This window comes from Bordetella tumulicola (genome assembly GCF_965138755.1).
GTDB classification, from domain to species: Bacteria; Pseudomonadota; Gammaproteobacteria; order Burkholderiales; family Burkholderiaceae_B; genus Bordetella_A; species Bordetella_A tumulicola.
On sequence record NZ_CBCSFP010000006.1, the window covers coordinates 137,448 to 152,261 of the forward strand.

A 14,814-nucleotide genomic window follows, 5' to 3' on the forward strand; every position below is an offset into this window, starting at 1 on the left:
GAAATCTCGTTGGGAATGGTGTCTTCGTCTCAGACAGCGGGCTTGTACGCGGTCACTTCGATCTCCACGAGAGCATCCACCATCAATCTCGCCTGCACCGTCGAGCGAGCAGGTCGGTGAGCCCCGAAACACTCCATGTAGATTTGGTTGAACGCGGCAAAATCCCCAGCATCAGCCAGCCAGACCGTGATCTTGGCAACGTCCTGGAGCGAGCAATCCGCCAAGGCCAGCGCAGCCTCGACACGCCGAAAGACTTGCCGTGTCTGACCTGCGATTCCACCTTCCACAATCGTGCCTGCATCGCTCAGAGGAACTTGCCCTGATACGAACACGAAATCACCAGCGCGCGTTGCAGGTGAAAGCGGGCGGGCTTCACCATCAGAAGAGAGAGGTGCATGTCCTAGGGTTTGTACGAGCATGAAAGTCTCCTGTAAATTGGTAATAATATTACACGCAATATTGTGAATTAGATGCAAAACACCCAAATCACCGGATTAATTTTTATATCAGGGCCGCCACTCATGTCTTGAATGTAAATTAATTACATGTCTCGGATGATCCTTACCGCTCCGTATCAGGTTGAAATCCATCATGAAAAAACTCTTGCTGTTCGTCGCCCCTCTTATTGGTTTTATTACCTCGCCGGTCCACGCGACCGATCCCGCCGACTCATGGCCTAACAAGCCAATCACCGTGATCGTGAACTCAGCGGCAGGTGGGTCTGCCGATGTGCTTACCCGCATCGTCTTCAACGAGTTGGCCAAAGAGCTGAATACTTCATTTGTGATCGAGAATCGGCCAGGCGCGGGTGGAACTATTGCCATGTCAGCCATCAAACGCCAAAAGCCGGACGGCTACACATTAGGCTATGCGAACGTCAATACGTTGAGCGTGAATCCATCACTGTTCAAGCACCTGCCATATGACGCCAATAAAGATTTCGAGCCTGTCGGCCTGATGTTCAATCTTTACAACGTACTGGCCGTGCGCGCCGATCATCCGGCAAAAACAGCACCGGATTTATTTAGCTACGCGAAAGAAAATCCTGGGAAACTCTCTTACGGTGCCTCGGGTATCGGCACCAGTGGTCACATTGGTGGAGAATTGCTCCGAAGCATGGCAAACCTCGATGTGCAATTTGTGCCTTACCAGGGCGATCCCCAATCTTTACAGGATCTGATCGGAGGCCGGATCGAATACAGCATCAGCAACTCATCGGTCGTGATGCCGTTAGTTGATAGTGGCAAGCTGAGGGCGCTGGCAATAACCTCTCTGAAGCGGGTTCCGCTATACCCGGATCTGCCCACCTTCGATGAATCCGGCATCAAGGGTTATGAGAATGTGTCCTGGGGAGGGATCGTCGTACCCAAGGGGACCCCGCAAAGTATTGTCGATAAACTCAATACCTCAATGAATAAGGCACTGCGTACGAATGCCGTGCAGGATCCCATGAGCAAGCTTGGGGCTGTTGCCGTTCCCGGATCGCCTGAGGACTTCCGTACACTCATCAATAGCGAGCAGATAAAATATCGAAATCTCATTGAATCCGCCAAAATTCCAAAACTTGATTAATGTGTTTTAGGACGTGGCGATAATGGCCAAATCAACAACGATGTGCCTGCTATAGTTGGGCATTTACGCCATGCCGCATGCGCGGAGGCTGGAGTACCTGACTACCCCAGCCGAACTAAATGAGGCAGGTATGGCCGGCGCCCATTCATAATGCCTATCAGCGCGAACAATCTACTCCAAGAGCTTCAGGAACGCTTGCCGAGCCTGTCTCCGTCGCAGGGCCTGGTGGCCCGAGTGATCCTTTCTGACCCGCAGGCGGCGGCCGTCGCCACTGTCGAAGAGCTGGCCAAAAGGGCAGGAGTATCCATGCCCACGATCGTCCGGACCTGCCGAAGTTTTGGCTATATTTCCGTGCGCGATTTTATGGTTGCCCTTGCGCAAAGCTATGCCGCCAATGGATCGCATTTGCATCGCAGCGTACTCGCAACCGATAGCACTGCGGATGTCGCTAGCAAAGTGATTCACGGCGCAATTTCGTCATTTCGAGAATTGATTCAGAGTATCGACGCGAAAGTGATCGACGATATCACTGATCGTATGGCTATCGCAGAACGTATCGACTGCTATTGCGTCGGCGCAGCCTCGACTTTCATCGCCAACGAATTACAAAGTCGACTCTTTCGATTGCGCGTGCAGTCCAACGCGATTTTTGATGCTCACCAACAACTGGTCTCGGCCAGCACGCTCGGCCCCAGAGGAATTGCATTCATTATCTCGCATGTCGGTCGCATGCCGTACACGCTCGACGCAGCGCGTTATGCACGTACTCACGGTGCAACCGTCATCGCCTTGACGCAGTCCGGCAGTCCTTTGGCCGAGGTGGCGGATTTGGTGCTCGCCATCTCAGGGCCTCAGGATCCGCTTCGCCCTGTGGGGACCGAAACGCACCTCGCCCATCTCATTATCATTGAGATTTTGATGGTGCGTTTGGCACAGAAGCTAGGCCCCGTCGCAGTGCATGATCTTCAGCACTTCAAGCAATTGATGCAAGAGTACGGATTCGACAGCAACATTAATGCGGTCGACAGCGAAAGCAAGCCCATAAAGTCTGGGTAAAGAAAACCCATCTGTACACAACAGACGGGCGTCTCCCACCAAGAGGGCTACGAGTCAGGCGCCAGGTAACGCGCCCCAAGCCAGCCCCCATCTACAACCAAAATCTGTCCTGTGATAAACGAGGCATCCGGCGAACACAGAAACGCGGCGGCGCCGGCCACATCCTGCGGTGTGCCATTGCGACGCAAGGCCGTTGCGTCGCACATGATGCGCTGGTACCACGTATTCTGCTCGATGCGCTCTCGCGTAAGGTCGGTCTCGATCACTCCCGGGGCGATGCCATTGACACGAATGCCGCGCGGTCCCAGGTCGGCAGCGAGCTGTCGTGTCATCTGAGCCAGCCCCGCCTTGCTCACCGAGTAAGGTAGCGAGCCAGGAAATCCCACTAACCCGAACACCGAGGTCATATTGATGATGACTGCGTCACCCGGCGTGAGCACAGGCAGAAGATCGCGGCACATCCGAAAAGACGCGCTCAGATTGATGTCCATATAACGCGACCAATCCGCATCGCTCGTCTGATCGATCGGCTTGGCGTTTCCGATACCTGCGTTGTTGATCAGAAAGTCCAGCGACGTGCCTTGAAAGTGCTCGGCCATACGAAGCGACACGGCGGGGTCGGACAGATCGGCCTGTATGGCGTCAATCTTTCCTCCACCCGCGCTTTCTACCGAGTCGAATGCTCGCATATCCAGGCCCACGACATGGGCGCCTTCACTTGCCAGTCGCGCGGCGATCGCAGCGCCAATACCGCGCGCCGCCCCCGTCACCAATGCCGTTTTCCCGGAAAATCGCATCGCTTACTCCTAATTCAGCCGTGCCAGCAAACCCGCCATCAGGCGAGCACGCTCAACCAGGCTGTCTTCTTCAATGTATTCATTCAAGGTGTGCATGCCCGCGCCTCGCAGGCCCAAACCGTCGAGCGTATTCATGCCCAGCGCGCCCGTAAAATTGCCGTCTGAACCACCGCCGGACAACTGATGCGGCAGTGAAAATCCAATGCGACCCGCCTCTTCTTTTGCCACCTCGTACAGCTGCATCGTGCCGTCGGTCGTATCCCAGATCGGGCGAGTCGCAGTGACTTCGACGCTGAAACTCGCACCCGCGTTTTCAAATACCAGCGTTTTGGCGCGGCTGATCGCCATGTCCAGATCGGCTTGTGTTTTGGCCATCGACAAAGCCTCGCCCGTACATTCACGGGCGACGCAGTTCACCCATTTCCCGCCGTTGATGACGCCGACGCTAAACGTGAAATCCTCACAGGTCATTTGTTCGAGCTCGATCAATTTTTCCGCCATGACACGGATGGCAGATCGACCCTGGCTCAGATGCCCACCCGCGTGACTGGGTGTGCCAGTCGCTCGCAGGCTCATGCGCGCAATGGCATAACGACCGGTCACCACGCCCCCATTTGGGCGCGCCGGCTCCGGAATCAGCACGTATTTGTGGCGTGCGGCTTCGGTCTCGATCAGGGCGCGCGTAGACGGGCTGCCAATTTCTTCGTCGCTGGTAAAAAGCACGGTCACAGGCAGTCCGGTCGGAATACCCGCCGCCTTCAGTTGGCGCAGCGCTTCGAGCACGATGAAGTTGCCACCCTTCATGTCAAGAATACCCGGCCCATAGCACCGGCCGCCTTCGCGACGCCATGGCAATTGCTGCACCGTGTCCACGGGGTGCACCGTATCGAGATGCCCCATGGCCAGAATGCCCGGCTCCCCACTCTGCGAGAAAGTCGCCCGGATGCAATCGGCCATGCCCGCCATACCAGGAATGCGTTCGACCCGCCCTCCCATGGCAACCATCTCTTCGGCGGCGATCGTCATCATGCGATTGACCGCTGACGCGTCATAGCTGGGGCTTTCGCACTCGATCCATGATCGTAGGCGCGTCACCATGGATTCGGTGTCGAGGGGTAAAGCGGCGAGCTGTTGTTCCAGACTCATAATGGCCTAAGTGAAATGAGTGAATGTCGAACGGACTTAGTGAAAACTTCTTCCACCATCCACGGCAAGCGAGGTTCCGGTGATATAGCCCGCGGCGTCGTCAAGCATGAAGCCAATGGCGGTCGCGATCTCTTGAACTGTGCCCGCGCGCTTGATCAAGTAGCGATCGGAAATCTCCGCCATCGCCGCCCCCGGATCAACCGCGGTGCGCACCGAATCCTGCAGCATGGGCGTATCGACAATGCCCGGACATACGGTATTGACGCGAATGCCGTCGGCGGCCAGATCCATCGCCAGCGCCTTTCCAAACATCACCAGTGCGGCCTTGCTGCTGCAGTAGGCGGTGCGCTGCGCAAGCGGACGCAACCCCGCGGCCGACGCCACGTTCACAATGGCCGGATTGACCCCGCGTTTCAATGCCGGCAACGCGGCATGGCACACGTTGACGGGCCCCATGAGGTTCACGCCCAGCAACCGTTGCCAATCTTCAGCCGTCATCTGCTCGAAATCACGCAGCAGATCGACGCCCGCGCAGTTCACCAGGCCGTCCAGGCCATCGAGCCCTGCGACGAGTTGATCGACCCCGCGCCGGACCTGCGAGACGTCTGCCACGTCGGCGCTCGCGATGACGGGCGCCGCCCGCCCTTCGAAATGCGCCACAACGCGCTGCAAGCCGGCCTCATCGCGATCGAGCAAGCCGACTCGCGCGCCAATCGCCAATAGGTATTGGGTCGTTCCAAGCCCGATGCCGGAGGCCGCGCCGGTGACGATGATGCGTTTGCCGGACAGGGTCATGGCGCGGCGTGTTTGAGCGACCATGCAGCAACCTCGGCATGCGTCGCGAACCAGACATCGCCTTTGGCCTGAGCGCGCCGGATCACTTCTTCGAGGATCCAGATACGCGAACGATAGCCGATGATGTGCGGATGCATGGTGAGCTGAAACAAGCCACCATCTTCATAGGCTGCTTCAAACTCGCGCACAAAAATATCCAGTACATCGGTAGGCGCGGTGTAGGGCCTAAGCGACTGAAAGCGGTTCATCATGAAATACACGGCATCATCGCGCACCCACTCTACCGGCACTTCCACCACACCCGAGGGTTCGCCCTCGAGCATCAGTTCATAGCAGTTCTCGTCGGCCATCAAAGACGAGTCATACAACAATTCCATCTCTTTTTCTATCGCCAGCGTCGAGTCGCTGAAGTCCCATGACGGCGTGCGCAAGCCGACGGGTCGCTTGCCCGTGACGGCCTCCAACACATCGGCCGCACGCATCATCAGGTCGCGCTCGTCCTTGGCCGGCAGGACCGAGTTGAGTTCATGGATCCAGCCGTGAATGCCGATTTCGTGGCCATCGGCAGTCAGGCTGCGCTGCTCGTCCGGATACAGTTTAGCCACGACCGCCGGCACATAAAAACTGGCGCGCACATCGAAGCGGGCAAGGAGCTTCTGAATGCGCGGCACGGCCACACGAGAGCCATACTGCCCCCACGACAGACGACCTATCGACTTGCCGCCATCGCGCAATTCGTTTGAATCGTGATCGGAATCGAATGAGAGCGCGACGGCACAGCGTGCGCCATCGGGCCAATGCGTGGGATGCAGCGAACGTCCTGCGCGTACACGATCCACCAGCTTCTGCCAGTGCGCATCGGGCCATTGCCAGGGTTCGAGGGACGTGTGTTCAGACATGAGCGTTCTCCGTGTGAGCGATCAGCGCAAGGGGCGACCGCTGGTTTCTTTCAGGCGCAGCACGACGATCACTGAGATGAGCGCGGCGGGCATGAGGTACAGATAGGTGGGTGCCACCGGTGAACCCGTTGCGTCAATGAGCCATGTCGCCATGAAGGGTGCGAAGCCGCCGAACACAGCAGCCGCAACCGTGTAGCCGGCAGACATCCACGTCGAGCGCAGATGTGTCGGGAAAATTTCCGAGATGGCGGCAGGACCGGGGCCGGAATAAAGCGCCAGTAATACACCCAGCAGAATCTGGATCGGCATCACCACCGCGATGCCGCCGATGTTGGCCATCAACGAAAACAGAGGCCAGGCCAGCACGCCAATACCAATCGCGCTGGCAAGCAACAACGGCCGACGCCCCACGCGATCGGACAACGCCCCCCACAGGGGAATGGCGATGACCATGGCAATGAGACCGACGGTGTTGCACCATAACGCCTGCGAAGGCGTGAGGCCGGCGTACCGCTGTGTGAACGTGGGCATCCACGCGAGCAGTGCGTAGTAAGCGACCGTCCAGAATATCGTGAACCCGAATGCCAACACGCCAAGTCCCAAACCGGAGACCACCGGCTCATTGACGGGGGCTTTACGCGTGGCCTGGAACGACGGCGTCTCGTCGACGTTGCGGCGAATGTAAACCCCAACTATCACCAGCACCACACCCAGGATAAACGGCACACGCCAACCCCAGGCCAGCATTTGTTCATTGGTGAGAACGGTGGTGATCAAGGCCGCAATAGCCGAACCCAGCAACGATCCGCCTGCCGTGCTGACTTGCTGAAAGCTGCCGAAGAAACCACGCCGCTCCGGGGGGGCCCACTCGATGATGAACGCGGTGGACGTCCCCCACTCGCCGCCCGCGGCGATGCCCTGGATGATACGCAAGGCCACTAGCAAGATAGGCGCCCAAATACCGATCGTTTCGTAGGATGGCAGCAGCCCGATGCCGATAGTGCCGAATGCCATCATGAAGATCGTAAGCACCAAGGCAACCTTGCGGCCGCGTACATCACCCATGCGTCCGATGACGATGCCGCCGAACGGCCGGGCCAGAAAACCGACACCGTAGGCGGCAAAAGCAGCCAATAACGATGCCGTGGGATCAGTGCCGGGAAAAAACTTGGCAGCGATCATCGTCGCCAGATAGGCGTAGACGCCAAAGTCGTACCACTCCAACATATTGCCGATGGAGGCGGCATAGATGGCTTTACGGGACTGGGCCGTCGAAACATCAGGCATAGATGGGGATGTGGTACCGGCTGCCATGAGTATTCCCTTTGTAAGGCACTACTTAGTAGCGCCAGTTATTGTATTGCAATGCAATACCTGGTATTTTCATACAATAATATTAGGCACTAGAAAGAGAACCGTCAATGCAAAGCCCCGCTACACCCCCTAGGGATAACCCGTTGTTTGTAAACGCTTTAGCTAAGGGCATGGAAGTATTGCGGGCGTTCACAGGCGCGGGCCGTTACCTGAGTCTCACAGAAATCGCCACGCGCAGTGGACTGGACAAAAGCACGGCCCAACGCATGTCTCATACGATGCATCAACTGGGCTATCTGGAAAAATGTGCAGACACGCGTCGCTATGCGCTGGGCCGCCAGTTGCTGGATTTTTCGTTCCAGTATGTGCGCACCAACCCGCTGGTCGAAGTGGCCACCCCACACCTTATCGAGTTACGCCGCGAGTGCGAAGAGCGCGTCGATCTGAGCCTGTTCGACAGGACAACGCTGGTCTATGTCATTCGCCTGCAAAGCAAGCGAGAAAAGTTTTACACCACACTCGTAGGTCGGCGTATGCCCGTTTTTTGCAGCGCGGGTGGACGCGCCATGCTGGCAAAACTGCCCGAGGAGGAAGCACTGCAGATCGTCTTGGCTAGCACGCGTACGCCCCTCACCCCCCACTCAATCACGGATGTGGACGCGATCATGGCCAAGATCGCCGCAGCCAGGAAAGACGGCTATGCGATGGCGGTGCAGGAATCGATCGTGGGCGAACTCACTCTGGGAGCCGCGGTACTAGACGAAGACGGCAGACCGGCGGGAGCGGTGCATATCGCCGCGTCGCTACACGAATGGGAGCCTGAAAAATTCGCCGCCCGCATGCTGCCCGGTCTGCTCAAGACCGTGCACGTGCTGAATCAGCGCGTGCAATGAATTTTTTGCCGATGACGGCGGCGAGTTCTGGGATGTTTGCCGGCCCTGTGTGCCTACATGGGATCAGTCAACGACCGATTTCAGACTGTACTCGGCGGGATCTAACACCGGCAGTTCATTGCCAGGTAAGTGCTTCTGAAAGTATTCGACCAGTGGTACCGCATAGGCCACCGAACTGTCTTCATGCACGCCAGGATCTGCCGCGATAGCTTGGGCGAACGTGTCGTAGCCATCCTTGCCCAGGGCGGTGAACGAGTTGGTCACGACACGATAGTTGGCGTTCTTATCAATGGGCCCCCAGGTGCCCGTAGTGCGATCCTTGACTTCCACACCCTGGATGCGGCTGCCCCGAGGCTGACTCTTGTACACGTCGAAACGCAGATGCGACGCATACGGGAATGCGCCCGTCGAGCCCGAGGTCAACGCATATTGCGCGGCGTCTTCCAGAACTGCGATCACACCATCGCCGCGCAGGGTGACGGTAGCCACAGTGTTTGAGAACGGCAGCATGGTGTATGCGTCGGCCACAGAAAATGGACCTTGCAGGAACTGCGTACGCACCCCGCCAGCATTCTGGATCGCGATATCCGCGCGCGGCATATATTTCAGGAACGCATCGGCCACATAGTAGGCGGCATAGCTGCCGGTAGGCGTACTGCCGGCCGCGAAAGCCGCTGGAATGCGATCGAACGGCAGTGTCTGCGCCACCGAGCCCAGCGTCTGCTGACGGAAATCTTCGAGCTCCTTGGCGTATGGGGCGAGAATAGCCTCAACAGCGGGATCTGGCTCCTGCAGCGTGAGCGTTTGCGACGTGTCGATCAATGCGGCGATCTCGGCTTCGCGCCCGGCGCTCACGGCGACAAACTCGCCTTGTGCATTGGCTTCGAGAAACGGCTTGTCCAGGGGCAGCACGATGCTGCCCTCGGCGACCAGCACGTTACCCTGCGGGTCGAACTCGACATTCAGCACCCCCAGACCATGCGCCATCTCCCAAGCCTGAGCGATATAGACCGGTTTGCCGTCCGGCGCCGACACGACGGTCGGGTAAGCACCATCGACTTCCAGCCCCATCGCCGCTAATTCACCTGTCGAATCCAGCAGTTCATGCGTATCACCACCAATGACCACGTCGATATCGTCCACCTGCTGGCCCAGCGCGATATCGCCGTCATAACCCAGGTGGCTGAGCACAACGATCTTGTTAATCCCTTGCGCCGCCAGCTCGGCAACGTTCTCGCGCACTGTCGAGATCTCTTCCGTGAATTCCACCGCATCGGTCACCATCGATGAGTTCACGGTTTTTTCCACTTTCAAGATGCCGATCACGCCTACCTTCTGGCCGTTCATTTCCCGAATGACATAGGGCTTGATCGGCGCGCCATACAGAGGGCTACGCGATGTCGGTTTCACGTTGGCACCGAGAATCGGGAACGTGGCTATGTCGACCAGGCCGCGCAGCACGGCCTCGCCTTCGTCAAATTCGTGATTACCCAACTGGTAAGCATCCAGCCCCAGCGCATTGAACAGTTTGAAGTCGGGTTCGCCCTTAAACAGGCTGAAGTACAACGTGCCATTCAGTTCGCCACTGTTCAGTACCAGTGTGTCTGGCGTACGCAGGCGATCAATCACGCCGGCCAAACGTGAAAAGCCGCCCATCTGTACGCGCGCCATGGCGTTCCCCAACTGCAGGTCGTACGCGCTGCCGTCCAGATGCGAGTGATGGTCGTTGGTGTGCAAAATCTGCAACGAGTAGTTGGTGGCCTGCGGCGGCAGATTGTCATCATCATCACCATCGCTACCGCAGGCTGCCAGCAGCGCCAAGCTCAGTAAACCGCTGCTCAGGACTAATCGACGACCAAACATGAGTGCCTTCCTTGTTATGGAGTTCCGCGACGCGAATGGAACGATGCAAGGAATCTAGGGGCGCAACTTTACATGCGCATGACTCAAGCTCTAAAAGAAAAACCCAGACAGGTTATTTGCCTGTCTGGGTTCTTTTACGTGGACCGCTGAGGTGCGATTCAGAACGGAATATCGTCATCCATATCCGCGAGGTTCGCCGCCGCGCCCGCCGCCGGCGCGGCAGCTGCCGAGGCCGGACGCTGGGCGGGCGGGCGTTGAGCCGGGGCGCGCTGCTGACGCGGTGCGCTTTCGTCGTAGCCACCGCCACCGTAACCGCCCTCGCCGCCGCCTTCACGGCCACCCAGCATTTGCATTTGATCAGCAACGATTTCCGTACTGTAGCGATCAGCGCCGGTGTCCTTATCTTGCCATTTACGGGTTTTCAGACGACCTTCAATGTAGACCGGGCGGCCTTTCTTCAGGTATTCGCCCGCGATTTCAGCCAAGCGGTTGTACATGACGACGCGGTGCCACTCGGTTTCCTCGCGACGCTCGCCGCTGGCCTTGTCTTTCCACTGCGAGGTCGTCGCGATGGAGACGTTGCAAATCGCCGCGCCATCCGGGCTGTAACGCACTTCGGGGTCGCGCCCCAGGTTGCCGACGAGAATGACTTTATTAACCGATGCCATGACGATTTTCCTCTGGTGCCCACGAACAACTAACGTTGCCCAATGGACATAAATTTGCAGAATTTTCCGAACTTGCCAGAGCTAACCTGAAATGGTTTCAAGCTCTGGTTCTTATAGTGCCGGGGGATGAACGTATCCAGTCGTACAGAACGTACGGCTGTCCCCAATGAGGCAATATCGTAAGCTTACCGCACGTTGTCATGATTCTACGAGGCTGCGCGCCGAAACGTCTCACATCACGCTTGCAACAAACACAAATGAGAATTTTTCTCGTTTATATAAAATAATTGCATTCCGGCCTGTTCGCGCAACGTTGACCTCGGTTAACAGCCGTGCTTTAATTTCGGTAACGCACCCACCACACGTGCCTTGAAAAAGGCAGTGCAAAAGGTGGGTTTTTCATTGGGCGTTCCGGAAACCCGACATTCATGCCGGGGCAGAAAGGGGCGCCGCCAAAAGGCTATAGGATTGGTCTGATTCGACCGATTGCCTGGTTGAACTCCCAGCACCTCTCAGCTGAAGCACTTCTCGCAAAGCTCGAGACAGCGGGCATGGCCATTAACCGTTCAACAGCCTTACCGTATATGCATATGGTGGGCGGCTATCGCCTCAAAGGCTATTGGTTTCATCTTAGAGACTCAAACGGAGCATTCCCTGCCGGAACAACGTTTGATGATGTGATCGCCAGATACGAATTTGATCGCGCCTTGCGATTAATAACTTGGCAATCGCTCGACCAAATCGAGGTTGCTGTTCACGCACGCATAGCCAGTTATTTAAGCGAGGCAGTGAATCCACATTGGTTCATGGAGGATTGTCTCTTTGCTCAAACACCCAATCCCGTCTACCCCAACGTCAAAAAAAAAAGAGGTAGACCGCGCGCATAAGCGTGCTTACGTCGCGCACTATCGGAAACAGTACACCTATCCTCCTGTGCCACCCAGCTGGACTACCTGTGAATGCCTTAGCTTCGGCGCATGGTCCAAGACATTCAGCCTCCTCGCCGATAAGACTCTCAAAGAAAACATCGCGAAATTCTTCAACGTGGACACAATCAATGTGTTTGGTTCGTGGCTTCACACGCTCACAGTGCTGCGAAATACGGTTGCGCATCATGGCCGCCTGTGGCGCATGCGCGTTGACGTAGTACCGATGGAATACCGACGTAAGCAGATCGGGGCGAGCGGTGACCGCAGTTTTTATCCGTTAGCGACGATCATCAATTACTTTTTGGACAACATTGGCTTTCTAAATGATTGGGCCTCGCGACTAGACGCGGTGTTTCACGCCTATCCCGCGATTAATAAAACAGATATAGGTTTTGGCCCAACCTGGAACAGCGCTCCCGGTTGGGTCCAATCGCAGAACATCAGTCAATACACTCCACCACCTCCTCCTGCATCACTCTCCAAAAACCGCAAAGAACGCAGAAGAGCAGAGTATTGTGTTAACCCTTAAAAGCCATCAAACCCCATCGCGGGATCGCTGATGCCATCCTCACCGGTCTCGACACGCCCCGCAAAGCGGCGACTCCACCCTGCCAGGGCTGGGCAAGTGACCGTGAAGTCGTACCAGCGTGAGCTGCCGCCGAGGTCCCAGTGGAGATCTTTCGACGCCCCCGCCCCTACCGTCTCACTCCAGGTCTCGCCATTGAAGTAGGCATTGGCCGTCACGACCAGGTCGGCGTTGCCATTTCCGGCGTTCATCATCGTGAGGTAGACGTTACCATTGGCCACGTCGTAGCACACACGCACCTCCGGTGCGGCAGCCGTCTGTGCGGCCTGGACGGCCAAATCGCCCGTGAACGCACGGTGAAATCCATTGGGACCCAAGACCCACAAGTCGTACTCACCGTTGTCGCCACCCGCTTCCCACACATCGTCCAATTGCTTGTCGGGCTGAACCATGTATCGACGCGGAATGCGGTCCAGATGCAGACGATCATAGACGTGGAAAACCGCAGCCTCCTTCCCCGAATTGGCAAAAATCAATTGCACGGTCGCTGCGCCCGCATCGGCGCGGGCGCTGACGTGCAACTCATACGGCAAAGCACGCGACGCACGGGTACCGGTATCCTGGTCCGGCACTGACTGAGGGTTGGGCAGCGGTACGGCGCCCAAGGCCTCTTGCGACAAAATCAACGCATCGGCGGCGTCTTTCGTCGTTCGGCCGGACAGCGTCGGCACTTCCTCGTTCGGCGTGGCGAAGTTAAACGCGCTGGTCAGGTCACCACACACGGCGCGGCGATACGGACTGATGTTGGTTTCTTCAATCCCAAAGCGCGCCTCCAAAAAGCGCAGGACCGAGGTATGGTCGAACTGCTGCGAGTTCACCCATCCGCCCTTGCTCCACGGTGAAATCACATACATCGGCACGCGGGGACCCGGACCATAGCAATCGCCATCCTGCGGTGGCATCCTGGCCCCATCGACGATGGGATGCGTGTAGTACTCGTAAGAAAGATCCTCGTCACTGAGCGTCGTCTTGCCCATTTTCGCGCCGGTTTCATCCATCGACGGCGCGCAAGGCGGAGGCACGTGATCGAAGTAACCGTCGTTCTCGTCAAAGTTCACGAGCAACACCGTCTTGCTCCAGACCTCGGGATTCGCCGTCAGCGCATCCAGGACTTCTTGCGTGTACCAAGCCCCTTGCGCGGGGCTTGAGGGCCCAGGATGCTCCGAGTATGTCGAAGGCGCCACAATCCAGATCACTTGGCGCAGCTTATTGTTCAACACGTCTTGCTTGAATGTCTCGAGGAAACCACCATCGGGCATCGTATTTGCAATGCCCTTGTACAGCGGTGCCACAGCGTCGTCGCTCTCCTCGTAGACGGGGTTATTTTCGACGTCGTGATAGACCGGTTTGCCAGAGTCCAGATTGGCTTGGCGATAAGCATCGAAGCCGACCAGCGAATTGTCGCCAAAGTTGCTTGGCATGTTTTGGTAGACCATCCACGTGACACCCGCCTCCTCGAGGCGCTCGGGATAAGTCTTCCAATTAAAGCCCGTCGTATTCAGATCCGTAGTCGTATTCAGCGAATCCCACACGTTGTTTACTACGACCTTCCCATCATCCGAGGTAGCGCCGTTCGTACCGGTCATGGAAAAGAGGCGATTAGAGTTGGTACCCCCATGCAACGAGCAGAAATACGAATCGCACAGCGTGAATGCGTCGGCCAACGCGAACTGGAACGGTATCTCCTGGCTTGTAAAGTAGCCCATCGATTCCTGATTTTTGTACCTGGGCCATTCGTTCATACGGCCGCAAGCCCATGCATCACGGGCATCCACCCATGAGTGTGGCGTACCGCTCACGCGCTGCGCATTACCGGCGTTTTGATCCAGGTGATAAGGCAGCACCAGCGCGCCGTCGGCATTTTTCTGTTGCCAGACGCTCAGGTCATCGGCCATCGGGATGGGGAATCGATCGCCAAATCCACGGACCCCCGATAGGGTGCCAAAGTAGTTGTCGAACGAGCGGTTCTCCTGCATCAAGATCACGACGTGTTCGACGTCCTTGATCGTGCCCGTCGCATTATTGGCCTCGATGGCCAGGGCGCGACGAATGCTGGGCGGAAACAGGCTGAGGGCCGCCGTGGAAAAAGTGGCGCCGACACCCGTGCGCAGAAAATTTCGTTTTGATTGATTGATAGTCATCTGAGTCTGCAACGCTTATCAAATACTTAAGGAGCACAACGCAGCGACACAGGCGCTGTGTTGTCAGGATTACCGCTGTCATTGGAGTCGTCGTCGCCGCTCCCACACCCTGCAAGAACACACGTGAATCCAATAAGCGCTAGCAACACTCGGGC

At 57.2% G+C, this 14,814-nt stretch carries 14 protein-coding genes; 5 read left to right on the top strand and 9 right to left on the bottom strand.

What is annotated here, in order from left to right; all coding sequences use genetic code 11:
* Positions 1–29: 29 nt before the first annotated feature.
* Positions 30–419, bottom strand: coding sequence for a RidA family protein (locus ACNAZS_RS16360; RefSeq protein ID WP_415791174.1), 390 nt, complete (start codon positions 417–419; stop codon positions 30–32).
* 172 nt (positions 420–591) lie between these two features.
* Here ACNAZS_RS16360 and ACNAZS_RS16365 point away from each other — a divergent pair, with 172 nt between their 5' ends.
* Together ACNAZS_RS16365 and ACNAZS_RS16370 are read left to right on the top strand one after the other, a co-directional pair.
* A complete protein-coding gene (locus tag ACNAZS_RS16365; protein ID WP_415791176.1) occupies positions 592–1,572 on the top strand; it encodes a Bug family tripartite tricarboxylate transporter substrate binding protein in 981 nt (326 codons plus the stop codon).
* Positions 1,573–1,722: 150 nt separating this feature from the next.
* Positions 1,723–2,628 (top strand): MurR/RpiR family transcriptional regulator, encoded by a 906-nt coding sequence (locus ACNAZS_RS16370; RefSeq protein ID WP_415791178.1) that lies wholly within the window; start codon positions 1,723–1,725, stop codon positions 2,626–2,628.
* A gap of 47 nt (positions 2,629–2,675) precedes the next feature.
* Here the strand turns inward: ACNAZS_RS16370 and ACNAZS_RS16375 are convergent, their stop codons facing one another.
* Genes ACNAZS_RS16375 through ACNAZS_RS16395 form a run of 5 tightly spaced genes read right to left on the bottom strand, consistent with a single transcriptional unit; the run spans position 2,676 to position 7,579 of the window.
* Positions 2,676–3,425, bottom strand: a complete 750-nt coding sequence (locus tag ACNAZS_RS16375; RefSeq protein WP_415791180.1) for an SDR family NAD(P)-dependent oxidoreductase — start codon at positions 3,423–3,425, stop codon at positions 2,676–2,678.
* A gap of 9 nt (positions 3,426–3,434) precedes the next feature.
* Complete coding sequence (locus tag ACNAZS_RS16380) at positions 3,435–4,571, bottom strand: M20/M25/M40 family metallo-hydrolase (RefSeq protein ID WP_415791182.1); 1,137 nt, start codon at positions 4,569–4,571, stop codon at positions 3,435–3,437.
* A 36-nt stretch (positions 4,572–4,607) separates the two neighbouring features.
* Positions 4,608–5,390: an SDR family NAD(P)-dependent oxidoreductase gene (locus ACNAZS_RS16385; protein WP_415791184.1), complete on the bottom strand. Its 783-nt coding sequence runs from the start codon at positions 5,388–5,390 to the stop codon at positions 4,608–4,610.
* Complete coding sequence (locus ACNAZS_RS16390) at positions 5,363–6,265, bottom strand: polysaccharide deacetylase family protein (RefSeq protein ID WP_415791186.1); 903 nt, start codon at positions 6,263–6,265, stop codon at positions 5,363–5,365. Before ACNAZS_RS16390 ends, ACNAZS_RS16385 begins: the two co-directional genes overlap by 28 nt.
* Before the next feature lie 21 nt (positions 6,266–6,286).
* Positions 6,287–7,579 (bottom strand): MFS transporter, encoded by a 1,293-nt coding sequence (locus ACNAZS_RS16395; protein ID WP_415791188.1) that lies wholly within the window; start codon positions 7,577–7,579, stop codon positions 6,287–6,289.
* A gap of 107 nt (positions 7,580–7,686) precedes the next feature.
* Here ACNAZS_RS16395 and ACNAZS_RS16400 point away from each other — a divergent pair, with 107 nt between their 5' ends.
* A complete protein-coding gene (locus tag ACNAZS_RS16400; protein WP_415791190.1) occupies positions 7,687–8,472 on the top strand; it encodes an IclR family transcriptional regulator in 786 nt (261 codons plus the stop codon).
* 63 nt (positions 8,473–8,535) lie between these two features.
* Here ACNAZS_RS16400 and ACNAZS_RS16405 read toward each other — a convergent pair whose 3' ends face one another.
* Both ACNAZS_RS16405 and ssb read right to left on the bottom strand, forming a co-directional pair.
* Positions 8,536–10,335, bottom strand: coding sequence for a 5'-nucleotidase C-terminal domain-containing protein (locus ACNAZS_RS16405; RefSeq protein WP_415791192.1), 1,800 nt, complete (start codon positions 10,333–10,335; stop codon positions 8,536–8,538).
* Between the two features lie 158 nt (positions 10,336–10,493).
* The gene (gene ssb, locus ACNAZS_RS16410; protein WP_415791194.1) at positions 10,494–11,003 is read right to left on the bottom strand and encodes a single-stranded DNA-binding protein; all 510 of its coding nucleotides are present in this window, start codon (positions 11,001–11,003) and stop codon (positions 10,494–10,496) included.
* Positions 11,004–11,554: 551 nt separating this feature from the next.
* Here ssb and ACNAZS_RS16415 point away from each other — a divergent pair.
* Positions 11,555–11,890, top strand: a complete 336-nt coding sequence (locus tag ACNAZS_RS16415; RefSeq protein WP_415791196.1) for an Abi family protein — start codon at positions 11,555–11,557, stop codon at positions 11,888–11,890.
* Positions 11,826–12,461: an Abi family protein gene (locus ACNAZS_RS16420; RefSeq protein WP_415791198.1), complete on the top strand. Its 636-nt coding sequence runs from the start codon at positions 11,826–11,828 to the stop codon at positions 12,459–12,461. The genes ACNAZS_RS16415 and ACNAZS_RS16420 overlap by 65 nt, the downstream gene beginning before the upstream one ends.
* Here ACNAZS_RS16420 and ACNAZS_RS16425 read toward each other — a convergent pair.
* Entirely contained in the window at positions 12,458–14,659 is a 2,202-nt protein-coding gene (locus ACNAZS_RS16425; RefSeq protein WP_415791200.1) for a phosphocholine-specific phospholipase C, read from the bottom strand. The two genes, ACNAZS_RS16420 and ACNAZS_RS16425, sit on opposite strands and share 4 nt — an antisense overlap.
* Positions 14,660–14,814: the final 155 nt, after the last annotated feature.

Excerpts from the sequence above, each read along its gene's own strand:
- ACNAZS_RS16360 (WP_415791174.1), bottom strand. The coding sequence starts at position 419 with ATGCTCGTACAAACCCTAGGACATGCACCTCTCTCTTCTGATGGTGAA.
- ACNAZS_RS16365 (WP_415791176.1), top strand. The coding sequence starts at position 592 with ATGAAAAAACTCTTGCTGTTCGTCGCCCCTCTTATTGGTTTTATTACC.
- ACNAZS_RS16370 (WP_415791178.1), top strand. The coding sequence starts at position 1,723 with ATGCCTATCAGCGCGAACAATCTACTCCAAGAGCTTCAGGAACGCTTG.
- ACNAZS_RS16375 (WP_415791180.1), bottom strand. The coding sequence starts at position 3,425 with ATGCGATTTTCCGGGAAAACGGCATTGGTGACGGGGGCGGCGCGCGGT.
- ACNAZS_RS16380 (WP_415791182.1), bottom strand. The coding sequence starts at position 4,571 with ATGAGTCTGGAACAACAGCTCGCCGCTTTACCCCTCGACACCGAATCC.
- ACNAZS_RS16385 (WP_415791184.1), bottom strand. The coding sequence starts at position 5,390 with ATGGTCGCTCAAACACGCCGCGCCATGACCCTGTCCGGCAAACGCATC.
- ACNAZS_RS16390 (WP_415791186.1), bottom strand. The coding sequence starts at position 6,265 with ATGTCTGAACACACGTCCCTCGAACCCTGGCAATGGCCCGATGCGCAC.
- ACNAZS_RS16395 (WP_415791188.1), bottom strand. The coding sequence starts at position 7,579 with ATGGCAGCCGGTACCACATCCCCATCTATGCCTGATGTTTCGACGGCC.
- ACNAZS_RS16400 (WP_415791190.1), top strand. The coding sequence starts at position 7,687 with ATGCAAAGCCCCGCTACACCCCCTAGGGATAACCCGTTGTTTGTAAAC.
- ACNAZS_RS16405 (WP_415791192.1), bottom strand. The coding sequence starts at position 10,335 with ATGTTTGGTCGTCGATTAGTCCTGAGCAGCGGTTTACTGAGCTTGGCG.
- ssb (WP_415791194.1), bottom strand. The coding sequence starts at position 11,003 with ATGGCATCGGTTAATAAAGTCATTCTCGTCGGCAACCTGGGGCGCGAC.
- ACNAZS_RS16415 (WP_415791196.1), top strand. The coding sequence starts at position 11,555 with ATGGCCATTAACCGTTCAACAGCCTTACCGTATATGCATATGGTGGGC.
- ACNAZS_RS16425 (WP_415791200.1), bottom strand. The coding sequence starts at position 14,659 with ATGACTATCAATCAATCAAAACGAAATTTTCTGCGCACGGGTGTCGGC.